Raw genomic sequence first — 24,394 nt, forward strand, 5'->3', positions numbered from 1 at the left:
TTTAAAACAAATCGAACCCTGGTGTGATTTTACAAAGGAAGTGTTTTATTTGGAAGAAATACCATTGGAATTCGAGTTTGACCGATGGGAACGTATTGATAGTGTCATTTACGATATGACACCACCTCCCTCATCCCAACACCAAACTATTGCGGGGAATTTATATGGTGAATTTTATACATATTAAAAGGTAAACAGTGCAAGGCCTTTCCTGCACCTTTTGGGGTATGGTTGGATGATGAAAATGACAACTACGTTGAACCTGATATAACTCTGATATGTGATCAATCAAAGATCCATCAAAAAGGCTGCGTCGGGGTTCCAGACCTTGTGGTTGAGGTCTTGAGTCCGTCAACAGCGTTAAAAGACAAACGAGTCAAATTAAGACGCTACCGGTTGTCAGATGGGGCGGCGAGGAGTTTGCAATCATAATACCGCCTATTTGTCCAGATAATCTTTCGTGTCCTCAGGCAGTCCTTTGGCTTTCAAGCGCGCTTCTACAATCTCTTTGATGATGGAATAGATAAGCACAAAGAGCGGCACACCGATAATCAGGCCGATAAAACCAAAAAATTTACCCCCTATAAGGATTGCAAAGAGAATCCAAAAAGAAGAGATGCCCAAAGAATCTCCTAGGATTTTCGGTCCGATCACATTCCCGTCCAGTTGCTGCAAGATAAAGATGATGATAAGGAACCAGAAGGCCATGATCGGCGATTCGAAGAAGATAATGATCACTGAAGGAACAGCTCCAATGAAGGGACCGAAGAAAGGGATGATGTTAGTGACTGTGATGATGAAAGTAACCAACAAGGTGTAAGGCATATCTACGATGGTGAGGATGATAAACGTTAATACTCCGATAATCAAGGAGTCGAGGATTTTGCCGCCAAGAAATCTGCTGAAGATTATTTGGGTGCGTCTCAAAATCTCAAGGACTCTGTCTGCATTCTTCACGTTGAAAACACTATAGTTGAGTTTCTTCGCCAGACTGATAAACTTCTCTTTTTCTGCCAACATGTAGATAGAGATGATGATGCCGAGAAATATGTTCCAAACGGAGAGGGCGGTGTTTCGAAGGAAGGAAAGCGCTATGGGAACTAGGTCCTCTGCAATGTTACTGATAAAGACCGCCAGCTCGTCCAAGCGTTTATTGATGAAATCCACAACCTCCGGTGGAAGCAGAATATCATCCGACAGATATTTAATGTATTCCGTCGTGGAGCGAACATATTCCGGTATGTTCCGGACAAGCCCGGTGATGCTCGCGACGAGCTGTGGGAAAATAAAGGCCAGGAAAAGATACAGAAAAAAACTCGAAACCAGATATGCCAGGAAAAGGGACAAACTATGGAACCACGATTCTTTAATTTTTTTCAGGGATGGAATCTTTCCTAGCTGCTTTTTAAAGAAGTTTAAAAGGAAGTTTACGAGATAGGCGATAACGAACCCGTAGATAAATGGGTAGAGAGCAGAAAAATAACCCGCCAATACTTGGGTGAAGTTGTCCAGCCCCGACATGACAAGAAAGAACAGGATGCTGGAAGCAATGACTACGAAGCTGTACATCGCAATAGTAGTGTATTTCTTATTCCAATTACAATTCAAATCCACATTAACCTCCAATAATTCGCAAACGACGATGTGATACAATATCTTAAAATGTTTAAAACCCCGACTCTAAGCGTCCATTCTCCTTTTGAAGACTTTGCCCATTATTAAACTTTTATCTAAATATACTTTTTTTATATATCATTGACAATATCTAAGCTGATAAAACAGCATAAGAATACCTATTGAAGGTCTTTGGTCAATAGATTTTTTCTGATATTCGGCTTTTGCAATCCTTGTGAAACGAATTTTTTAATTTTGCCAATATTCATATCTCTTCCAATGATTTCATAGGCATGCAGCATGCAATTCAATGGGCGATGGCTTGTGGAATTATTTTCACCGGACTTCTATGTGTAGCCTACTTTGCAGTGACTAATTTTATTTTAAGCAAACGCCTGAATTTGGAATAAGGCACACAGATCAACCTTTTGCATATTGCCTATTATTATGAACTCGGTCAGGATTGAAATAATCCTGGCCCTTTTCTTTTAAATACGTTCTGAGCTTACAGACATTTTTTAATCCCTTCAGAATATATAACATAATAGAACTCTGTGTCTGGAGGTTGATGCAATGACTGAAATCAATTGTGAAAGTCATAAAAGTGGGCAATACTCTGACCCATCTCCCTATCCCGAGGTGAAAGTCCTTAGTCCTAATCTCAATTATGCTGAAATACTAATGGATGACTATGCGGGTGTAGTCAGTGAGTTCACTGCCATTAGTCAATATCTTTATCACTATTTCTTATTTAAGCAAATTGATAAGGAGCTTGGAGAGTTACTAGAAAATGTATCAATAACCGAAATGCACCACATGGATATCTTGGCAGACACAATAACAAAGCTTGGGGGAAATCCATTAATTAGGGGTTCCAACAGTACACATCACAATTTCTGGTCAGGAAAGTTCGTTTATTACGGAACTAATCTTTGTGAACAATTAAAGGCAGACATTGATGCAGAATATAAAGCAATCTCAGAATACCAAAAACACATTTGCTATATTGCAGATTCACAGATACAAGCAATACTTCAGCGAATTATTTTAGATGAAAAAGTACATATCCGGCTCTTCAATCAAGCACTTCGCAAGTTTTGCGGTTGTCAATATTTTCCTCTTGAATAAGAACTAGGGTTTTACCTTTGTTATTATATTTGAAATTTTTAACAAGATAATTGCCTTAAAACTAAAAACCTTCCCATAGCTAATTAGTTTGGCACGGGTTGGTTTTTTTACGCCAAATTGTTTTTATTTTATACTTGACGATGTTAAATGATCGGAGTAAACTATGTTAGTATTCTTACAGTCGGTATTCTTACAGTTAGATTTCTAACTAGATTGGTGGTGTAGGGATTGAATTATTCAGAGACTCGGGAATTACATGATCTACTATTTAGCTTTATGGATATGTTTCACGAAAAATTCCTTTATTCCTTTAGAAATAATAATGAAAGTAAAACCGGAATGAAGAAAAATCACGCTAAAATCATCATGATGTTATATCGGTTTAAAAGTCTGACCTCCACAGAAATTGCTAGGATGTTATATATGGAGAAAGGCAGTGTAACCACATTAATAGACCAATTGACAGAGTCTGGTTTTGTTGTTCGTTGCAATGTTGCTAATGACCGTCGAAAGTCCTTAGTTTTGCTGACTGATTCAGGAAAAGCACAAATGGAGATTATTATTGCAAATCACATCCAAAGTATGGACGAACTATTTCACGATGTAGATTCTAATGAAATGGAGCAATTTGCAAACAACCTAAAAAACGTTGTTAAATTTATGAACAAATTATAGAAGGTGGATTAATTATGAGTAATGAATTAGCTATGGGGAAGCAGAACGTTGGCAGTTTGCTTTGGAAATTTTCCCTTCCGGCAATCGTGGGTATGCTGGTGAACGCACTTTATAATATTATTGACCGAATATTTGTTGGCCGCGGAATTGGATCACTGGCCATTGCGGCGACAACCGTGGCCTTTCCAATAATGCTCATTATGATGGCCTTTTCGATGCTGATAGGAATTGGGGCTACAGCTTTAATCTCGATACGTCTGGGAGAACGGAAAAAGGAAGAAGCGGAACAAATCATCGGCAACGCCTTAACGATGTTAATTATCTTACCCCTAATTATATCCGTCATCTATCTCCTTTTTTCAGATCCCATTCTGATTCTATTTGGTGCCAGTCCGGAAGTCTTACCATATGCCAGAGATTTCACGCACATTATCATGTTGGGTTCGGTTTTAGGCTCACTCGGTATGGGCATGAACAACTTCATAAGAGCAGAAGGCAATCCCAGATTGGCCATGATTACACAACTGTCGGGAACCTTTATTAACGTGGTGCTAAACTATATCTTTATTTTTAAAATGGGCTTAGGTATCAAAGGATCAGCTTTGGCAACAATATCAGGTCAGATGGTTACTACTCTCTTGGTATTAAGCTATTTCTTTTCAGGACGAAGCATAGTAAAAATCAGGTTGAGAAATTTGAAACCTCAGCTGGCTATCCTAACCAGTATCGTTGCCATAGGATTCGCACCTTTTGCTATGCAGCTTGCTAACAGTCTTCAAAATCTGATACTCAACAAAAGTCTGTTCACCTATGGCGGAGATTTAGCTTTGTCTGCAGTAGGAATTATTATGAGCGTCTCTATGTTACTATTGATGCCTGTCGTAGGCGTTAGTCAGGGAGCTCAACCCATTATTGGTTATAATTATGGAGCCAAGCAATATGCCCGAGTAAAAGAGACTTTGCAGAAGGCAGCTATCGCAGGCACCGGAATCTCTATCATTGGCTTTTTAGCTATATATCTATGGCCAACACAAATTGTAGGACTGTTCAGCAACAACGATGTGGCGCTTACGAAAATGACGGCTGATGCCATGCTTGTATATTTTGCGTTGTGCCCTTTGATTGGTTTTCAAATCATTGGTTCCAGTTACTTTCAAGCAGTGGGAAAAGCAATCCCCTCCATTATACTCAGTTTATCCAGACAGGTTTTACTGTTTATCCCGCTCTTAGTATTCTTGCCAAAATTCTGGGGAATCGACGGCATCTGGAGAACAGCCCCTATCGCAGATGGTTTAGCAACACTATTAACCGCTATCCTAATTTATTTAGAAATGAAACACATTGCTAAGATACGACATGATCAATCATCACGCGAAGACAAGAAGATGGATCTTGTTGCCGAAAACAATTTTAGAGGCACCGATAATAGACCTTCTCCCATAACTGGTAGAAGCTAGGCATTGTCTGAAAGCCCGTCGTCTAACTGAAAATACCCTCCTGCATTAAATCAGCGCAGGAGGGTATTCAGTTTGTGGTGAACAAATCTATACAGATGGTAACCTTCTCTAAAACAGAAGCTTTTCTACAATGTAAAGTTGATTAAGAACAAAGCACTTAATATATACCTTGCTTCTTGACAGCGGACTTAAGCTGATAGACATTCTGTGGGATAAGGAGAGGGGATGTCATGAAACTTGTTTTCCGGTTTATTACATCCCCTCTCTATTTGTAATCCCCTTATATACTGGAGGACTGTTCACCACTTCAAAGGTGTCCAGTCCTCTATTTTGGGATAACGCACCACCAGTTTGAAAAAATCTCAAATTTCGTTACGATCCCTTTTTCATAATACCCATTATTCGACAACAATAAGGAGTTCGCCGGCCTTGACTTGCTGTCCTTCTTTAATATTCACCGATCTGACAATCCCTGAGATAGAACTTGTTATCCTTGTTTCCATTTTCATAGCTTCAACAACCACCAGGGTCTGATTTTGGGTTACCTGATCTCCTTCTTTTACCATTAACGTCACCACCGTCCCTGGGATAGTGGATCCAATCTCATTCTTATTGTCAGGGTCTGCCATCTCCGTCAAACTGTATTCTCCAGACTGGCTAAGAAGGTTAATGGCACTCCAGTTCTTGTCCTTGATTTTGATTTCTCTTCTATTCCTGTTGACTTCAAATACCAGAGTTCTGTATCCTTCCAAATCCGGCTTTCCAATGGAGCGGAGCTTGATCATCAGACTCCTTCCTTCTGCGACCTCAGCCTCGATAATCTCTCCTTCATGTAGACCGTGAAAGAACACGTCGCTCCCAAGCCTGCTCAGGTCTCCGTATTCGCCTACAATTTTCAAGAATCCTTCAAACACTTCCGGATATAAGGCATAACTCAGGATATCCTTCTGAGTTGGTTCAAACTCAAATTTATCCCTCAGGTGATTAGAGATTTTGTCAAAATTTTCATCTGGGAGCAGTTCGCCTGGACGCTCAGTGATCGGTTTTTCTCCCTTCAGAACCAGCTTCTGGAGTTTCTCCGGGAAACCTCCCATGGGCTGGCCCATCATCCCCTTAAAATAAGCTACGGCAGAATCAGGAAAGGTCATATGCTCTGCTTTCTCGTAAATATTCTCTGGAGTGAGGTTATTTTGGACCATAAATATGGCAAAATCTCCTACGACTTTCGAGGACGGAGTGACTTTCACGATATCCCCCAACATCTCGTTTACTGTCTTGTACATTTCCTTAATCTCGGTAAATTTATGCCCGAGCCCGAAGCTTTCCACTTGAGGCTTAAGGTTGGAGTACTGCCCTCCGGGAATCTCATACTTATAAATTTCAGCAGATCCCGATCTTAAGCCGGACTCGTATTTGCCATAAACCGGTCGTACTGCTTCCCAGTAGTCAGACACCTTTTGGATTCCTTTTAAATCAATTCCCGTGTCCCTTTCCATATTTTTGAGAGCTGCAGCAATGGAATTCATGGCTGGTTGGCTCGTAAGTCCTGACATACTATTAAACGCAGTGTCCACAATATCTACCCCCGCTTCCACAGCCATGAGTACCGTTGCCACCCCATTACCTGTAGTGTCGTGGGTATGAAGATGAATGGGAATACCGATCTCGTTTTTCAAGGTGCTGACCAGTTTATAGGCCGCATGAGGCTTTAAGAGGGCCGACATGTCTTTTATACACAGAATATGGGCACCGGTTTTTTCTATCTCTTTCGCAAGCTTTATATAGTAATCTAAGTTATACTTTTCCTTCTTACTGTCGAGAATGTCTCCCGTATAACAAATACAGGCTTCAGCGATCTTCCCGTTCTTTAAGACTTCCTCGATAGAGAGTTCCATGCCTCTCAGCTCATTTAGAGAGTCGAAGATTCTAAAGACATCAATTCCCGTGACTGCTGACTCTTTAATAAATTCTCTAATGACATTGTCCGGATAGTTCTTATAGCCTACCCCATTCGCTCCTCTTATGAGCATCTGGAAGAGGATATTGGGGACTCGTTTCCTCAGCAGCTCCAGCCTTGCCCATGGAGACTCTTTGAGGAATCTGTAGGCCACGTCAAAGGTTGCGCCCCCCCACATTTCAAGAGAAAATAGATCTTTGCCGTAGGCTGAAGTTGCCTTGGCAATCTTAACCATATCCTTGGTCCTGATCCTTGTCGCCATCAGCGATTGATGGGCATCCCGCATGGTCGTGTCTGTAAGCAATACCTTCTTCTGAGATTTTATCCAGTTGACAAGCCCCTCTGCACCTTGAGCATCAAGGATCTGCTTGGTCCCAATCAGATCCTTCAGACTGATACCTTCGGTTTTTGGTACCTTGGGAACGTCATATTCCTGCTTTACCCCCCTCGTCTCATTGACTACGACATTGCCGAGGAATTTCAAAAGCCGGCTTTCATCATCTGTTTTCTGAGTAAGGGAGATTAAGTCAGGATTTTCCTCGATGAAACCGGTATGGCATTCTCCCTTCAGAAACTGCGGGTGATTGAGAACGTTGATCAAAAATCCCATATTGGTCTTGACCCCAGTAATCTGTGTCTCCGTTATAGATCGGATGGATTTCTTGATGGCATCCTGAAAACTCCTGGACCAAGAGATGTTCTTGAAGAGGAGGCTGTCATAATAGGGACTGATTTCAGCGCCAGTGAATCCGTTTCCGCCGTCCAATCTGATCCCGAATCCCGAGCCCGTTTTGTAGGATTCGATCTTCCCAGTGTCAGGAGCGAAATTAGTCGCGGGATCCTCTGTCGTGATTCTGCATTGAATGGAATACCCATTGAGCATAATATCCTCCTGGGAGTTTATCCCGATCTCAGGAGATTTCAGGGCGTATCCTTGGGCGATCAGGATCTGTGCCTGGACGATATCTATCCCCGTAACCATCTCTGTTACCGTGTGCTCAACCTGGATCCGTGGATTCATTTCAATGAAATAATAATTTCCCTGGTCGTCTACCAGAAATTCTAGGGTTCCGGCGCTCCTGTATTTTACAGCCTTGGCAATCTTCAGAGCGTCCTGATAGATATTATTTCTAATTTCCTGGGGGATGGAAAAGGCTGGCGTGAATTCCACAACCTTCTGATGCCTTCTTTGGATTGAACAGTCCCTTTCAAACATGTGTACTATATTGCCGTACTTGTCCCCGAGGACTTGCACTTCGACATGTTTGGGTTTTTCAATAAATTTTTCCATAAAAATATGATCAATGCCAAAGGCTTTTTTCGCCTCGCTTTTAGCGCTTAAGAAGCCAGACTCCAGTTCGCTTTCGTCTCTGACGATCCGCATTCCCCTTCCGCCGCCTCCGGCAGTCGCCTTAAGCATCAGAGGATAACCGCATCCTTTCGCGTGCCTTCTTGCTTCAGCCACAGTTTTTATATCCTTTTCATAACCCGGAATGATCGGGACTCCGACTTCCTTGGCGACAATCTTTGACTTGATCTTGTCGCCCAGCGAGTCCATCATCTTTGCCGTCGGTCCAATGAATTCGATACCTTCTTGCTCGCAACGTTTGGCAAATTCAGGATTTTCCGACAAAAATCCGTATCCTGGGTGGATTGCATCTACGCCCTTTTTGATTGCCAGACTGATAATTTCCTCAATATTTAGGTAAGCGTCAACAGGACTTCTGCCTTCACCGATGAGATAAGCCTCATCGGCTTTGCTTCTGAAGAGGGAGTATTTGTCTTCGTTGGAATATATGGCGACAGTCCTTACTCCCAGCTCATTACAAGCTCTAAATACCCTAATCGCGATTTCGCCTCTATTGGCTACCATCACTCTTTTAAAATTACTCATAAATTTCTTCCTCCATACTTCTTTGAACACTCGACTTTGCCAAAGGTAAACCTTTCCAACAAATTTTATGCACCTAATTATACTTTATTTTTTCCCTTCTTCTTGCCATATTAATAATATCCTGTAATAAGCGATATTGACGACACAACCTTGAAATCTATAAAAACTTTATATTCACTCGCATAAGAAATTACAAATAATGAGGGGGATGTAACGAAACTGCGTTTTCCAGTTTATTACATCCCACTCTATTTGTAATCCCCTTATATATGGAGGACTATTCACCACTTCAAAGGTGTACAGTCCTCTATTTTGGGATAACGCACCACCAGTTTGAAAAAATCTTAAGTTTCGCCACGGCCCCTTTGTAAAATTAATCCTCCAGCCCTGAAAAATCCAAAGTAGCAAAAAGGTCCTCAAGCGTCTCCTCTCTCCGGATAACTTCCACGCTGCCGTCCATTTTGAGGAGCAATTCTGCGGAGCGCAGTTTGCCATTATAGTTAAATCCCATAGCATGACCATGCGCTCCGGTGTCATGGATAACAGCAATATCCCCAATATCCATTCTAGGTAACGCCCTATCTATGGCAAATTTGTCGTTGTTCTCGCACAACCCCCCTGTTACATCGTAAATGTAATCAGCTGGCCAATCCTCTTTGCCCATCACTGTGATGTGGTGATAAGCCCCATAAAGACCCGGACGCATTAAGTTAGCCATACAGGCATCTAACCCTACATAATTTTTATATATTTCTTTCTTATGCAATACCTTGGTTACTAAATAACCATAGGGGCCCATGATCATCCGTCCGCTCTCCAGGGCGATCTTCAAAGGGGCCAGCCCCCTAGCAACAATCAATTCGTCGTAAGACTTCTTTATCCCTTTCCCTATAGCATCCAGACTAACGGGTTCCTGATCCGGCCGATAAGGAATACCAATGCCTCCGCCTAAATTTACAAATTCAATTTTAATCCCTAATTTCTCGTTTATCTCCCCGATAAGCTTAAACATCATAGTGGCAGTCTCTATAAAATACTTAGAATCAAGTTCATTAGAAATAATCATTGTGTGAATCCCGAAGCGTTCTACTCCTTTTTCTCGGGCAATTTGATAGGCTTCAAAAATTTGCGCCTTTGTTAAACCGTATTTAGCGTCAGCCGGTTTGCCGATAATCGCATTCCCTCCGTCGCGCAAGCGGCCCGGATTGTAGCGAAATGATATAATTTCAGGCATCCCGATATTTTTTTCTAAAAAATCAATATGAGTAATGTCATCCAGATTAATAATTGCGCCTAATTCTTTGGCCTTTTTATATTCGGTAACAGGAGTATTATTGGAGGTGAACATAATATTTTCGTCAAAAATCCGAGCCTTTTCCGCTAAAATTAGTTCAGCCATTGAACTGCAATCCGCTCCGAATCCTTCCTCACGCAAGATTTTAAGGATATATGGGTTAGGTGTTGCTTTGACTGCAAAGTACTCTTTAAACTCCGGAGCCCAACTGAATGCCTCAATTAACTTCCGGGCATTTTTTCGGATAGCTGCTTCATCATAAATATGAAAAGGTGAACCGTATCGGTCGATCAATGTTTCCAGCTGTTGCTTGTCAAAAGGTAATGTTTTTTCTGCCACTAATGTTCTCCCCTTACTTCAATTTATACTCTAAATAATAAGAAAACAGTTTAAAGAGCGAACTCCTAAACTGCTTAAATATCTAAGCGAATCTTTAAGAGATAGTGCTCCACCCAGCGTCTGGGTGACAGTCATGTACCTATTAAATACATAACCAGTAAAAGTCCTTATACCGCAGCTTTTACTTCGGCAATTATTCCTTTCGGCACACCTCATCGCTGGATCGCTTAGTGTACTTACTCTTAATAACCGCACCTCTATCAAAATTATTGAGTTGTTTTATTATGCAACAATGCTTTTATAAATGTCAATCAAATTTTAATATTTGTCATGGTTCCTCTCTTCAGATTGCCCTGTTTGCTCTAATTTTATGAAATTTAATGTTCTTTCCACTTTTTGAAAATCAATAAATTAGCTTTCTCTCAAAATTTCTTGATATTTTGGTTTCTATAATCCAAAATATTGAACCTGCCCCCTTGTTTAATGCGTTCCTTTAATGTAGTTTTACGATACTATTTACCGTTTCTTTGTCTTCTACATATTTAACGCTGATGGTTTCACCTATTTTCAGGAAGGGTAATCTTTCTGATTTGGAGATATTCGCTGTAAACACATCCCCCTGTCCTTCTAACAGAATATAGTAATACGTATTCCCTTCGATAACGACATTTTGGATATCCGTAATCTTAGCTGATACTTCAAATTCCTCTTGGGGAACTTGTGCATCTTTACCAATTGTTCCAGCGCCTCCAACTGTAAACTTTTCGTAGGTTTCTTGTACAGTGACACCTGTTATCACTTTTTGATAGTCCCCAGCATCTACTAAAGCATACATCTTAATAAGCCCTGCGTTGTCTTTTAGAGCAATGAAATAGGTTGGTTTTCCGTTGATATTTAAAAGCAGAGGGAAAGTTGAGACATAACCTTTCTCTTGTACTGCACCTTGGGCACTATCCATAGCGGAATATTCTTCAGCCGACGGTATACTGTAAAATGTCGTTTCTTTTGTTCGTAGATTGACCAAGATAAAGCCGATATTTGATTCATCACGCACCACAGATGTTATTCCCGTATACAAATATACGTCATCATTAATCGCCAGATAATTGTATCCATCGGTTGTCGCCAGAACCCCTCGTTGTCCAAATATCGAATTCAAAAACCCGCCTTGATATTTTCCATTATAATTAACTTGTTCTAGCACTAGTTCGGACTCAAAGACCCTATCAACCCATGTTGGAACATCTTCTATACTTATTTTTTGATGCTCTCCTGTTGAAGCATTTAGCATAATTACATTTTTTACATCAGTCCCACCAAAAAGACCGATTTTCTTTTCATGTACAGCTACAATCCAATAAGGCGTTCCTTCTTCGTCTACTTCAAAGCTGAAGTCTCCAAAAATATCGGTCATATAATTAAATCTTAAGAATCGTTTTAGATTACTGCCAAACCGTTCACTTTCAGAATACATGATATTTTGTTTTGGTTTTTCTAAAGTTACTTCTCCATTAATCATATCGACCATAATATTATTTGGAATTCCGGCTTCCTTATTATTGAGCCATTTAAAGAACCCAGCGTATTCCAAGGGAGAGACTCTAACCGGTTTTCCGTGGTAGTTGATTTGAGTATAATCCGAAGCTACGCTAAATTGTGAGACCAATTCAACAATCTCACCCATTTTTCTATCCCCTAGTCTTTGAGCCGTATCTCTATCAACTGTTGGGACTTGATCAAACGCTATTTCTGTAACAACTTCTGAAAAATTACCTTCCTGCTTTTCAATTAGATTTGCGTATTGTTGGGCATGTAATAGTGGCATAGAGTAAATTGCAACTACTCCGCCGACGACTAATATCAGCACTGACGCAATGAGTAGATAAGATGATGTGGATACTTGTTTACTTAAGATGATCTTATTATTTTGTATTGCAAACTGAGGGAACAGAAATAACCCGGAGCCTAAAAGAAGCATTATGGATAAGTATGCCCAAAAGCCCATTGATTGGATGTTAATAGGTATTAGTAAAAAGTAATACGAGATTAAGATAAGTGCTATCCATATGATCGCTGTAATGATGTTCCCTTTTGCAGTTTTCATATTTTGTTCCTTTCTTTTTACCAGTTATATTGACTCCATGCCTCATTACTAACGTTTATTTTAGGTATTTGCTAAAGACTTCGCTAAAAGTAGTCAAAGTCCTTTTTATCTGGTAAGCGATGATGCTCGCTACAAGTTACTTGACAGAGTAATATTATGTATTAAAAGCTATGGGCAACCTTATATTAAGAAGAGGGATTTAACTCGGGAAACAAGATACCTGCAAAAATGCCGCAATCAGGCTAGGGGTCTGATTGCGGCATTTTTACAGTCGGCATTTTATAACAAGTCGGGATTAAGCGCCTTATGCCTCCTAGGAAGACATCCTTCTCTCCAACTCCAGACCGTACTCAGGTTGTGATAATTGGGCTTTTACTTTAAGAATGCTCGCTCGTCTTCTTTCGTCTGATCTCCTGCTGAATTCTAAGCCATTCATTGTAATGATTTCCTGTTTTCTATGAATCTTAACGTAATAGATAAGGGAACCAATGACAGCAAAGAAGATTGCTAAAACAAAGTAGCTCGTTGCTAGAGATATATAAATTGTATAGTCATAAGTACTCATTTGTGCAGTAATTACGTCCTTAAGGAGCAAGACTTTTGAATAACCCATTCCATAGAACAATAAAGAGGAAAGATAAAAACAAATTACAGTTACATTCGGCATATTTACACCCTCCAATTAATCAAGACGATATTCTGATCTTCGAAGTTAACAACCAAGGACTCAGTGCCCCTTCTTCTTAAGTACTTCTGCCTTATTAACCACACATTGCCCAATCTCCAGTAATGCATTCGGTACATCCTCCTACATGTATCAGTCTGTTCCGACACACTGGGCACTTGCCGTTCTGGATTAGCCACTGTTCACAGGGCTCCATGCAATAGGTCCTTCGGTTGCAATCTACGCATGCATCGTTCATTATATTCGCCTCACAGTACAGGTATTTGTAATTAATGCGAACTTATGTTCTTATTATAGCGATATTCTGTACGAATATCAATAGAAAACCGCTCTTTTTTGCAATAAGATTTTGCGTTGATTAGAGTCTGTTAATCTCACGCAAACTTTAAATGACAAAATCAGGCATAGGCCTGATTTCTGCGCTTTTATGTTGTCGTCAGACTTACTGTTCAAGTATATTTTAAAGCATATAGGGGATCAAATTGCAAATATCAATCTTGTCCATATTCTATTGAATATAATACCTGTTACTCTCGGCAATATCGTTGGTGGCACCTTTTTTGTAGGGTTAGCTTATTGGGCAGGCTATAAGTATATTCCAAATCTATATAAGCTGGAAAAGGGTGCTTCTAAACAAAAATATAAAGTTCAATTTCGAAGAATCCGATCTCATCTGAGTGGAAAATAGGTACATTAACAACAATTGTCTCCACTGCCGCCCGAACAATCGCAACTCGGTTCCGTTCCAGTCAGCCAACCCATAATGATAGCGTAAGCACAACCTACCCCCGGCTTAACTTCAATGGCATTAAAGGGACAGTTTTTAACGCAAGCACCGCATTCCATACAGCGGTCCTTATCAAGAATGACCGATTTCCTGTCTTCTATTATAAATACATTATGGGGGCAAACCTCAAAGCACCTGCCGCAACCCCTGCATTGATCTGAGTTAAGTTTCAAAGTAGCAACATTTTTTAAATATCGATTTTTCATATCTTACAAAAACCTCCTTAGAGTTTAAATAAAGCTATCAACTAAAACCAAAAGGATTCCCACGACAATTAAAATAATTATCATTGGAACTGCTTTTCTCATCTCTTTCAAGACTCCCGAAAAAGAAGTGAATGTCGAAGAACCTGTAAAGTTCATTGCTAAATAAGCTGATACAGGGGGCAGAATAAATATATACCCCAGAGCTCTCAAAATACTATACTGAGGAACAGCGGTCCATCCATTAAGAATGTTAACCGTGACAGCCCAGATAAATCCCAACAACCACCCTTTCCACGCGAAAGGACTGCCTGGAATCCATGGCAGTAAGACCGGAGTTAAAACACATCCTATGATGACTGCTCCTATATAAGCGTAAAAATCAACGATTCCAAAAGGTCCTAAACCTAGTAGATTCAATAGAAAGAGCACCCCAAAAATCATCAAGGAAACTTTTGAAGTCCCAACAAGTTCTATAGGAGTCAATACAAGTCGGTCATACGCAGTGAACTTGACCCTGCGCATTTCAGCCGTTGCTTTCATTCCTGACTTGAGAAATTCTTGGAGATCCTTGGCCCTCACTGGGCCATAAACCACTTTGAAGCCAGAAAACTTGGTAACTTCGTGTGCACTTATACCCGGTGCCCCCAACTGTGGTACAATAACCGTTCTGTGAGAGACAACCTTCTCAAGTTGTACAATAGCCATTCGGTTTAGCAGCTCTTGGGTACCAAAAGTTCCTTTTCCGGCAGCACACCATACATTGACCCCCTTGGTATCCAGCACTAAAATCCAAGCATTGACCTCCATCAATTCTTTTCTTAAGCTATCGAAGCTCATTTTGTAATTTGCGGAAACAAGGACTGGAGAATTGCTATCTGGTTTTCCTACACTATAGAGTCCAGGTTCCACCTTAAAGTTCATTCTGTTAATTCCCCAACGAGCCTTCCAAGTCCCCAATATATCATTAAACGTTAATTCAGCTGACGTTTGGATGATTTTCAATTCTCTACTGGAAATTTCCATATTAGCGACACCTCTTCAAAAGATTTAGGATATAATTAAAGGACATGCTTGGAATATAGATAATTATCTATGTCACAACCGTATTATACTTCTTACATAGATAACTGTCTATATAAGAGTAAGATTTATCCAGCTGCAATCAATCTCGAGGGACTATCTCTTCTTAGTAAGCATTTTTAAACTCAGCGTAGAAACTGCATCCTAATTATGAAATAGTATCTTAATCATAGTAGTTAAATATTATGGTTAAAATATTGTAGATACTGTCAAGTGACAAACTTCTAAAAGCAGAAACAATAAGATCCGGAGGATTAAGGCCACCGGACGGAGAAGTTGAAATAAGAGTGTCTTGAAAAGCCCCTGGTTATGAGATAGAATTTTTTTAATCTGATTTTAATTTTTAACAAATTCTCCTTGAAGTCTTTTGGGTTAGAATACAAACATACTCAATTACATCACAAAACACCAAGGAGGAAATTTTATGACAACCCTAGAACAAGTGGAAAAACTGCGTGCCATGGCAAATGTAACCTATGACGAGGCAAAGGTCGCTTTAGATGCAGCAAACGGAGATTTGCTAGAAGCCATTATCTACCTGGAGAAACAAGGTAAGGTAAACTCACCAAGCGGAGGCGGTTATTACAGCAGCCAAAAAACTGCGGAAACAATCACAGGCGCCTACAAAGAAGCATGCTGGGAAAAGCAAGCAAAGAACTGTGACGCTGGAACAAGCTTTACTTCTCTGATTAAAAAATTCGGAGCATTTTGCATGAAGTTAATCCGCAAGGGCAACTCAAATTCCTTTGAAGTGCTCAAAGGTGAGGAAAGCAAAGCTTCTACCCCTGTCACTGGCTTTGCCTTGCTGTTGATCTTCGCCCCTTGGATTACTATTCCACTGATTATCATTGGACTATTCTTTGGTTTTCGCTATCGTTTCAACGGTCCGGATTTCAAAGACAACACCGTCAATGACGCGATGAATAGCGCGGCGGATGCAGCTGTAAACCTTAAAAAGTCCATGGAAAAATAAAAAAATATTTGAAATGGCGGGGCTTTAATGAGTTCTAAAATACTGATTATTGAGGATGAGGAAAAAATCGCCCGTTTCGTCGAGCTTGAGCTTGGCTATGAGGGCTATACCACAACAAAGGCTTTTGATGGCAGAACAGGGCTTGAACTCGCTGAAACAGGCGAGTTCGACCTCGTTTTGCTGGATGTTATGTTGCCTAAGTTGAGCGGCATGGAAGTGTTGCGCAGAATTCGCAGAACTTCCTCCGTTCCTGTCATCATGCTGACGGCGCGGGACAGTGTGGTGGATAAGGTTTCCGGCCTTGACAGCGGGGCAAGCGATTATATCACTAAACCCTTTGCCATTGAGGAGCTTCTGGCCCGGATTCGCACCGCACTCAGGAAAACCGTGCAGGAGGACGCTGTGTTGTCAGCCTCCGGCCTGCTTTTGGACGTCAGTCGCCGTACGGTTACCATGATGGGAACACCTATCGAACTAACCAAACGCGAATTTGACCTACTTCACTATCTGCTGAAAAATAAAGGATTGGTCATTTCACGAGAAGCACTGCTCGAAAACGTATGGGGTTTTGATTTCCAGGGAGAAACCAACGCCGTCGATGTTTACGTGCGTTTTCTGCGCGGAAAAATTGACGAGGTGTTCGACCTCAAATTGATTCATACCGTAAGGGGAGTGGGGTATGTGATTAAGGATGGAAAATGAGTCGGTAAACAATCCCACTAACCGTATTGGCGATAAAATACGGTTTTCTCTTGTATGGAAGCTAAACCTCAGACTATTTTTTCGTTTGCTGGCAATGTTTGTGACTCTGGATGTGGTTATGTGTCTGGTATCCACAGCAGGGCTAGTAGTTCACGCCGAACAGACTGTGGCTTCGACAGCCCAAATGCTGAAGCAAACAGGACTGCCTGCCACGGATGCGGAAAACTGGCTGGAGCTTTCCGGATACAGAGTTGTTCTTCAGACAGGCGAACCGGAAGGATTTAAACTGCCCGAAAGTTTGCAGTCCCTCATTTCCAAACACAGTATATCCGGTGTAAGGAGTATCGACCTGCCGGATTCGAAAGGCTTCCCTTTTTGGGAAGATTCAGAGGATATTACTTATAACACCATCATTGATGATCGCGGAGGTTCTTATCTTATTTCCATCCGTCTTCAGGAGACCCTGCTCATATTTGCAGGGATATTTGCTATTCTATTGATGCTGGAGCTTTTAATGCTCTTCAATAGCATCTTCTCAGGCGCTAGAAGCATCCGAGAAACCCTCCGTCCCATTGAAGAATTAGCTAAAGCTGCGCAGCATCTGAATACTGACGGCGTCTTTACTCCGGAACAACTGGAAGCTCTGGCAGGTAAGTTGGACAACATCAATGCTACAAGGCTAGATACAAGAATTTCAGTGGGCGATACTCAAAGCGAACTTAAAACTCTGGCTTCTGCCATTAACGGGATGTTAGACCGAATTAATGATTCCTACCGCTCTCAGGTGCGCTTTGTGTCAGATGCGTCCCATGAGCTAAGGACACCAATTTCTGTAATCCAGGGATATGCAAATCTGCTGGATCGCTGGGGAAAGAATGATGAAAAGACGTTGCAGGAATCTATCGACGCCATCAAAGATGAAACAGCGAATATGAAAGGCTTGGTGGAACAACTTTTGTTTCTGGCGCGAGGAGACAACAACACCATGGCTTTGCAAATAGAACGTTTTGAACTATCTGCTCTTGCGGAAGAAATACTGCGGGAAACCCAAATGATAGACAGTGGGCACGAATACAGTTCGAGTGTTATGTCCTTTTTTATTAACGCGGATAAAGGGCTTATTAAACAGGCGGTCCGGATACTGATCGACAATGCTATTAAATACACTCCCACTGGTAAAAAGATCACTATTTCTGTTTCAGGAGCAGACAACTATGCCCGGTTGACCGTACAAGATGAAGGTATTGGTATAGCTCCTGAAGCTGTTCCTCAGATTTTTGACCGGTTTTTCCGTGCCGACGAATCCCGCGCCAGAGCTACGGGCGGAACCGGACTGGGCCTGTCCATAGCAAAGTGGATCGCTGAACGGCATGCCGGACACATGGAGGTCTTGAGCAGGCAGGATATCGGAACTAGAATTTCCATTGTACTCCCCACCGCAAGCGATTCATGATCGAGGATTGTACTGTACAGGAGTAAAATGATATTCCACATATGGAACAATTTCTTAGAAAGATCTAAGGAATAGAGTAATTAGGCACTCTTCATAATTTAGAAGAGTGCCTAATTACCCTATTCCTTTTTGGAAGACTTACGTCAGCGAAGTCTCGATGTTCAGTTTTAGCTGAACGAGTTAACTTTACGATGCCGTCAACAGCTCCGGTAAATAGGTAGCAATCCCCGGGAAAAGCGTCAACAAGATTAAACAAATTACAATGGTACCCAGAAATGGCCATACCCCTTTAAAGATTGTTTCTAAGGGGATCTCCGGAGCTACTCCTTTAATAATATAAACATTCATTCCTACCGGAGGGGTAATAACACCCATGGCTACTACCAAAACTACAACGACCCCAAACCAGATGGGATCATAGCCCAAGGTATCCACCACTACAGGGAAAAATATAGGAATGGTCAATAAAACCAACGCTAGAGCATCAATAAAACAGCCTAGAATGAGGTAGATGAAGAGAATCATCCCCATGATGGCAAAAGGTGGCAAAGGAAGAGCTCCAACCCAATTTGCCAGTTCAAAGGGCACTCTGCTTACGGCCATAAACCGACCAAAGATCACAGCTCCGGCAAGCATGAGCATAATCATAGCGGTGGTTCGAGTAGTATCATATAATGACTTTTTCAGTGCTTTCCAACCTAGCCGTTTTTCTAAGAGACTGACAATTAGTATCCCACCGGCACCCACCGCACCTGCCTCAGTAGGCGTAAACCAACCGGCAAAAAGGCCGCCAATTGAAAGAATAAATACCGCCAAGGCTTCCCCCAGTCCTCCCCGAAGAGCATGAATTCTTTCTCCCCAGCTTGATTTGCTTCCAGCCGGTCCCAAACTCGGGTTGCGTAAAGTAAGCAAGTAAATCATACCCATATTTAAGAACATCAGCAGAATTCCAGGAATGATCCCTGCCATAAAAAGAGTTCCCACAGACTGTTCCGTGGCTGTGCCATACAAAATAAAAATAACGCTAGGGGGAATCATTACCCCTAAAACGCCCCCGGCAGCAATACTGGCTGTGGATAATGATTTGTCATAATTATATTTATCCATCTCAGGCAGTGCAATGGCTGCCATTGTTGCCGCAGTTGCAGTATTGGAGCCACAAATCGCTCCGAAAATTGCACAAGCTGCTTGTGTTGCAATTGCCAGACCACCAGGCATATGTCCTACCATTTTATAGGCAAAAACATACAGGCTCGTGCCAATTCCTGAATAATAAGCCAGAAACCCCATCCAAACAAACATGGCGATAACACTAAGCGAATAAGAAGTGAAAGTATTATACAGTTCTTTGGCCACCATGTCCGAAGACGCAGGTACAGTAGTAAGATAGCTGAATCCAACAAAACCAACGAGTGCCATGGCATAGGCAATCGGCATTCGTACTATTACCAAGCCAAAGAAAATTGCGATCCCAATTAGCCCAACTAAAAATACACTCATGGTGTCACCTTCTTAGCCGTATCGTTCCCGAGAACTGCTCTGAACGAAGCCAGGGACTTGAACAACAACACCAGGCAAAGCCCCATTAGTCCGAAAGCAACTAAATAAATAAAGGGGTAAACGGGTATCTCTGCAGAAGGGGAAACAAGCCCTTTTATCTTCATAGAATAACCAAATTTCCCAAGGGACCAGACTGCAGCGGTCCACAACATCAAAGAAGTGACATTAACGAATACCGCTGCAATAGATTGAGTTTTCCGCGTAAAGTGTTCTATGATAAAGCTAACCGCAATATGCCCGTCTTGAAAAGCACAGTGTGCCAGAGCCAAGGCCACCCCCATTGCTGTTATAAAGCCTACAAGCTCATAAGTCCCCAAAATGGGCTGGTTGAAAATTGTCCGTAAAATAATATTTGCTACAATCAACAGCATCACGGAAAAAAAACATAGACCGGCTAATTTATCCAAGATACTGCTTATTCCTTTTACTATGTCAACTAATTGTTTCAACTCCGGATTCCCCCTCAGGATTTACTGATACTCTTTATTATATTGATCCGCAAGACTTTTCACTTTATCTAAGATTTCTTGTCCTGGTTCTCCCTTTTGATTCATTTGGGCTACATAATCATCCTGAATGGGTTTTATTAAACTAATCCATTGATCCTGTTCTGCTTGAGAAAGGGTAATAACTTCCATCCCTTTTTCAGCAGCATACTTTAACGCAGATTCATCTTGTGCATCCCACAAACCCATGGCAACTTCTTCAAAGAACTTTTCATTTACCGTTTCAATTGCTTTCTGATCTTTAGGGTCCAAGGAGTCCCATTTGCTTTGGTTCATGGTGATATAGAACAAATTATTGTATAAGAAAGGGGAAAAGGTTACATACTTGGTTACTTCCGCCTGCTTCCAACCCTGCAGAACTTCTACCGGACCTAGATTTCCCTTTACGACGCCCTTCGATAATGCTTCGTAGGCTTCAGATTGAGCCATTGCCACTGGCGTAGCTCCCAGAGCCGCAAGACTTTTAGCGCTAAGACCTGTAGCTCTGATTTCTAATCCTTTCAAATCCTTAAGTGCACGTACAGGTTCTTTAGTATATAAATCCCCAGGGCCTGTTGTAAACACCATCATCAACTTTGTGTCTTGGACCTCCTTAGGATTAATTTGTTTGATCCCTTCCCAAGCAACTTTACTTGCAGCCTTGGAATTGACGTACTTAATACCCGGCAGTTCAAAAACCTCCGATACCGGAAAACTGCCCCGAGTATAGGAAAAACAAGAAAGACCCAAATCTGCCACACCATTGACCACTCCGTCATAAACCCCGTCAGCCTGTAAAAGTGTCTGTCCCGGGTAACTGGTAATCTTTACTCTGCCCTCAGTTGCAGCGTCGATCGCCTTGGCCCATGGCTGCACTAACTCTTTCTCAGCTGGGTGTGTAGCAGGAAAGAAATGGGCCAACTTTAACTCGACTGTTTGAGATTTTGTTTCAGCAGGAGCAGATGCTGTCTGTCCACATCCCGAAACAAAGAGCAAATTCAGTGCCAGTGCCCCTAATAAAATTCCTTTCCCAATTGACCTTAACTTAATTGATTTGTATAATCCTTTTTTCACAATCATCTCTCCTTATATGTTTTAAACAATAAAAAAAACTCCCACTAGGAGTTAGAAAAACTGGGAATCGCCCTAAATCCGCAACAAAATAAACGGATACAGGGAATAAACCACATCCATAATTCTACCACCCTACAACTATCCTACACAGTATGAAACAACCGTTACCTACCCTTACAACTACCCTACATATCCTACACACCTGCAGAAAATCCATCTACTCAAGGACACTTAACACTACTATAATATTCTACATTAAAATACCACACTTCTTTGTAAAAATCTAGTTATTATTTCAGAAGTTTTTAAAACCTGCGATGATTAGCTGGAAGACAAACAGCGACCTCCCATAACCCTCCCTACCTTGAACTTCGGTAACAGGAGGGCTTTCTATATCGTCACAGTACCTTTTAGCCGTTTCTTTTCCTAAAGCAATCTATGAGCTAACGAGCCCGCCCCAAGTATGCCTCTTGAATAGATGAGTCCGCAATGATATCCAGAGAATTACCACTATGGGTAATACCGCCTCTTTCCATCACTAAGACGCTGTCCGCCACTTTTAGGGCGGATTTGGTATTCTGTTCTACAAGGATTATCGTGACGCCGGTGTTTTTTAACTTGACCAGAATAGACATTATCTCCCGAACTACCAATGGAGCCAGCCCAATCGAAGGTTCATCGAGCATTAGGAGGGCAGGCCGAGACATTAAGCCCCTGCCAATTGCCAACATCTGCTGTAAACCACCGCTTAAACTGCCCGCCTGATCACTCTCTCTGCCTTTTAAAGCCGGAAATAGCTCTAGTATTTCTTGAATATCGTTCATTAATACTGGCTTATCTTTTCGATAACGATGGAAAGCTCCCAACATGAGGTTATCAAGGACACTCAAAGAGCTGAAGATTTCTCTTTTTTCCGGAACAAGGCTTATGCCTTGCCTAACAACCTGTTCCGTTTTTTGGCCGGTAATTGATTTACCTTTAAAAATAACTTCCCCTGCAGTCGGCTTGTACAGGCCGGCTACAGTCCCTAACAGAGTACTTTTCCCTGCCCCATTTGCTCCTAAAACAGCCAGCAGTTCTCCTTCTTTGACCTCTAGGGACAGCTCTCTGATGGCCTGTACGTAGCCATGATAAACACCCAGGTTCTTAATTCTAAGCAATCTTTTCATCCTCTCCAAGATATGCTTTAATGACCTCTGTATTTGCCTGGATTTCCGCGGGCGTACCTTCCGCGATCATTTGTCCAAAATTTAAGACAACGATCCTGTCGGCAGCTTCCATCACCGTTTGCATGTCGTGTTCAATCAGGATCATAGCGGTTCCTTTCGTCTTAAGTTCCTTTAGATACCCTGTCAGGATCTCTGTTTCTGCGGGGTTTAAGCCAGCCGCAGGTTCATCAAGCAGTACCAACGCAGGATGAGAAGCCAACGCTCTGGCTATTTCCAAGAGTCTTTGTTTTCCGAAGGGTAACTCGGAGGCAAAAAGTCCGGCAGTCTCCACCAGCCCAATGTCTTCGAGTAAAGTCAGGGATTCCTCCCTGATCTTTCTTTCTTCACGGCAATTTCCCGGAAAGGTGAAGAATGAACGCAGAAAACCTTTTTTGCTTCTAAGATGTGCTCCAGCCATAACGTTTTCCAACACCGTCATGTTGCTGAAAAGTTGCAGATTTTGAAAGGTCCTGGTGATACCGGCAGAAGCAATCTCAAAGGGTTTAAGACCTACTATATCCCTGCCTTTTATGACGATCAAACCCTTCTCCGGTGGCAGCGTCCCGGTAATAATATTAAAGAGTGTGGTTTTTCCTGCACCGTTAGGACCAATCAGAGCAACAATGCTTCCTTCAGCCACCCTAAACCCAATATCCTTAACCGCAGCAATACCGCCAAAATGTTTGGTAACCCCACTTAACTCAAGAAGCATTCATAATCCCCCTTTCATCCTCTTATTTTAACGTCCGCCTTTAACTGCTTTTTGAGAGGTATTCTGAAGTATTGACCCATCCCGCTTAACCCTTTAGGTTGAAAAATCATCAGGCCCACCAGAATTACTCCGTAAATGATAATCTGATATTCGCCGCCTGCCCCAGGTATTAATAAAGGCACAATTTCGCGCAGTAATTCGTTTAAGGCAACCACCACGACCGCTCCTATTACCGGTCCCCAAAAAGTGCCCAACCCCCCGATTACCGCCATTAAGACAAATTGGACTGAAGTATGAAAACTGAACGGAGACGGACTGATGAAACTAACATAAAAAGCATATAATCCCCCAGCAAGTCCAGCCAGCAAAGCACTGAAGACGAAGGCCTGCAACTTAAGCCGAGCACAGTCAATACCTGCATTTTCTGCTGCATATTCACTTTCTCGAATCGAGCAGAGTGCTCTGCCGGTCCGTGAATGGACCAGATTATAGATTCCTATTAACAACATCAACAAAATAAGCCAAACAAGCAGATAGAATTTCTGATCACTGTCAAACTCAAAACTTCCGATGGAAAGATTGGGGATTCCGCTCATTCCTGACGGTCCACCTGTCAGTTCCCCACCCTCATTGAAGAAAATATGAACTAAAATTCCAAAACTGAGCGTCGCTAAGGCTAGATAAAGTTCACGCAGCTTGAGGGTCTGTCGGCCGATGAGTCCGGCAATGATTCCCGGAAGTATTGCTGAGGCCAAAAGCGCCAAAAGTGTGGGCCAGTGAAACCGCGTCGATATTATAGCTGCTGTGTATCCACCCAAGCCGAAGAAAGCAGCATGCCCAAAGGAGACCTGACCAGCATATCCCATCAAAATCCCTAAGCCTTGTACGATGATCGCATAAAGACCGATGATGACTAGCGTGCTGTACAAGTAATTGCTTTCTGCCACCAGAGGAATTATAAGCAGCAGCAACAGGATGATAAATCCTCGATAATTTTTTAGTTTCAT

At 41.8% G+C, this 24,394-nt stretch carries 20 protein-coding genes and 1 riboswitch; of the genes, 7 read left to right on the top strand and 13 right to left on the bottom strand.

The genetic code is table 11. The features are described 5' to 3' along the window. The first annotated feature begins 231 nt into the window (after positions 1 to 231). Positions 232 to 432 carry a Uma2 family endonuclease gene (locus LJE72_RS04705; RefSeq protein WP_229246465.1) on the top strand — a complete coding sequence of 67 codons (201 nt, stop codon included), beginning with the start codon at positions 232 to 234 and terminating at the stop codon, positions 430 to 432. 6 nt (positions 433 to 438) lie between these two features. On the opposite strand, the gene LJE72_RS04710 is transcribed toward LJE72_RS04705, so the two are convergent. Then, complete coding sequence (locus LJE72_RS04710; RefSeq protein ID WP_396390379.1) at positions 439 to 1,614, bottom strand: AI-2E family transporter; 1,176 nt, start codon at positions 1,612 to 1,614, stop codon at positions 439 to 441. A gap of 573 nt (positions 1,615 to 2,187) precedes the next feature. On the opposite strand from LJE72_RS04710, the gene LJE72_RS04715 reads away from it, so the two are divergent. From LJE72_RS04715 to LJE72_RS04725, 3 genes are all read left to right on the top strand, one after another. After that, on the top strand, positions 2,188 to 2,742 hold the full coding sequence (locus LJE72_RS04715) for a ferritin-like domain-containing protein (protein WP_229246466.1): 555 nt from the start codon (positions 2,188 to 2,190) through the stop codon (positions 2,740 to 2,742). 228 nt (positions 2,743 to 2,970) lie between these two features. Continuing rightward, positions 2,971 to 3,417, top strand: coding sequence for a MarR family winged helix-turn-helix transcriptional regulator (locus tag LJE72_RS04720; RefSeq protein ID WP_229246467.1), 447 nt, complete (start codon positions 2,971 to 2,973; stop codon positions 3,415 to 3,417). Between the two features lie 14 nt (positions 3,418 to 3,431). Next, entirely contained in the window at positions 3,432 to 4,874 is a 1,443-nt protein-coding gene (locus tag LJE72_RS04725) for an MATE family efflux transporter (RefSeq protein ID WP_229246468.1), read from the top strand. A gap of 398 nt (positions 4,875 to 5,272) precedes the next feature. Here the strand turns inward: LJE72_RS04725 and LJE72_RS04730 are convergent, their stop codons facing one another. From LJE72_RS04730 to hgcA, 6 genes are all read right to left on the bottom strand, one after another. After that, complete coding sequence (locus tag LJE72_RS04730) at positions 5,273 to 8,725, bottom strand: pyruvate carboxylase (RefSeq protein ID WP_229246469.1); 3,453 nt, start codon at positions 8,723 to 8,725, stop codon at positions 5,273 to 5,275. A gap of 373 nt (positions 8,726 to 9,098) precedes the next feature. Continuing rightward, the gene (lysA, locus tag LJE72_RS04735) at positions 9,099 to 10,358 is read right to left on the bottom strand and encodes a diaminopimelate decarboxylase (RefSeq protein ID WP_229246470.1); all 1,260 of its coding nucleotides are present in this window, start codon (positions 10,356 to 10,358) and stop codon (positions 9,099 to 9,101) included. A gap of 94 nt (positions 10,359 to 10,452) precedes the next feature. Beyond that, positions 10,453 to 10,626, bottom strand: a riboswitch (Lysine riboswitch). 225 nt (positions 10,627 to 10,851) lie between these two features. Next, entirely contained in the window at positions 10,852 to 12,462 is a 1,611-nt protein-coding gene (locus LJE72_RS04740; protein ID WP_229246471.1) for a hypothetical protein, read from the bottom strand. 313 nt (positions 12,463 to 12,775) lie between these two features. Then, positions 12,776 to 13,129 (bottom strand): hypothetical protein, encoded by a 354-nt coding sequence (locus tag LJE72_RS04745; protein ID WP_229246472.1) that lies wholly within the window; start codon positions 13,127 to 13,129, stop codon positions 12,776 to 12,778. A gap of 711 nt (positions 13,130 to 13,840) precedes the next feature. Further along, entirely contained in the window at positions 13,841 to 14,140 is a 300-nt protein-coding gene (gene hgcB / locus LJE72_RS04750; RefSeq protein WP_229246473.1) for a mercury methylation ferredoxin HgcB, read from the bottom strand. 24 nt (positions 14,141 to 14,164) lie between these two features. Beyond that, entirely contained in the window at positions 14,165 to 15,163 is a 999-nt protein-coding gene (gene hgcA, locus LJE72_RS04755) for a mercury methylation corrinoid protein HgcA (RefSeq protein ID WP_229246474.1), read from the bottom strand. Between the two features lie 481 nt (positions 15,164 to 15,644). Between hgcA and LJE72_RS04760 the strand changes: the two genes are divergently transcribed. From LJE72_RS04760 to LJE72_RS04770, 3 genes are read left to right on the top strand one after another with little or no spacing between them, the layout of a single operon-like run. Continuing rightward, complete coding sequence (locus LJE72_RS04760; protein ID WP_229246475.1) at positions 15,645 to 16,193, top strand: ubiquitin; 549 nt, start codon at positions 15,645 to 15,647, stop codon at positions 16,191 to 16,193. Positions 16,194 to 16,220: 27 nt separating this feature from the next. Then, positions 16,221 to 16,895 carry a response regulator transcription factor gene (locus tag LJE72_RS04765; RefSeq protein ID WP_229246476.1) on the top strand — a complete coding sequence of 225 codons (675 nt, stop codon included), beginning with the start codon at positions 16,221 to 16,223 and terminating at the stop codon, positions 16,893 to 16,895. After that, complete coding sequence (locus LJE72_RS04770; RefSeq protein ID WP_229246477.1) at positions 16,885 to 18,348, top strand: sensor histidine kinase; 1,464 nt, start codon at positions 16,885 to 16,887, stop codon at positions 18,346 to 18,348. Before LJE72_RS04765 ends, LJE72_RS04770 begins: the two co-directional genes overlap by 11 nt. A gap of 186 nt (positions 18,349 to 18,534) precedes the next feature. Here the strand turns inward: LJE72_RS04770 and LJE72_RS04775 are convergent, their stop codons facing one another. From LJE72_RS04775 to LJE72_RS04800, 6 genes are all read right to left on the bottom strand, one after another. Then, complete coding sequence (locus LJE72_RS04775; RefSeq protein WP_229246478.1) at positions 18,535 to 19,848, bottom strand: TRAP transporter large permease; 1,314 nt, start codon at positions 19,846 to 19,848, stop codon at positions 18,535 to 18,537. Then, the gene (locus LJE72_RS04780) at positions 19,845 to 20,357 is read right to left on the bottom strand and encodes a TRAP transporter small permease (RefSeq protein ID WP_229246479.1); all 513 of its coding nucleotides are present in this window, start codon (positions 20,355 to 20,357) and stop codon (positions 19,845 to 19,847) included. Before LJE72_RS04780 ends, LJE72_RS04775 begins: the two co-directional genes overlap by 4 nt. A gap of 21 nt (positions 20,358 to 20,378) precedes the next feature. Continuing rightward, positions 20,379 to 21,467 carry a TRAP transporter substrate-binding protein gene (locus LJE72_RS04785; RefSeq protein WP_229246480.1) on the bottom strand — a complete coding sequence of 363 codons (1,089 nt, stop codon included), beginning with the start codon at positions 21,465 to 21,467 and terminating at the stop codon, positions 20,379 to 20,381. Positions 21,468 to 21,910: 443 nt separating this feature from the next. After that, positions 21,911 to 22,627, bottom strand: coding sequence for an ABC transporter ATP-binding protein (locus LJE72_RS04790; RefSeq protein WP_229246481.1), 717 nt, complete (start codon positions 22,625 to 22,627; stop codon positions 21,911 to 21,913). Next, positions 22,620 to 23,387, bottom strand: coding sequence for an ABC transporter ATP-binding protein (locus LJE72_RS04795; RefSeq protein ID WP_229246482.1), 768 nt, complete (start codon positions 23,385 to 23,387; stop codon positions 22,620 to 22,622). Before LJE72_RS04795 ends, LJE72_RS04790 begins: the two co-directional genes overlap by 8 nt. 14 nt (positions 23,388 to 23,401) lie before the next feature. Further along, positions 23,402 to 24,394 (bottom strand): branched-chain amino acid ABC transporter permease, encoded by a 993-nt coding sequence (locus LJE72_RS04800; protein ID WP_229246501.1) that lies wholly within the window; start codon positions 24,392 to 24,394, stop codon positions 23,402 to 23,404.

Origin of the sequence: Desulfosporosinus shakirovi (genome assembly GCF_020595055.1) — a bacterium.
GTDB classification, from domain to species: domain Bacteria; phylum Bacillota; class Desulfitobacteriia; order Desulfitobacteriales; family Desulfitobacteriaceae; genus Desulfosporosinus; species Desulfosporosinus shakirovi.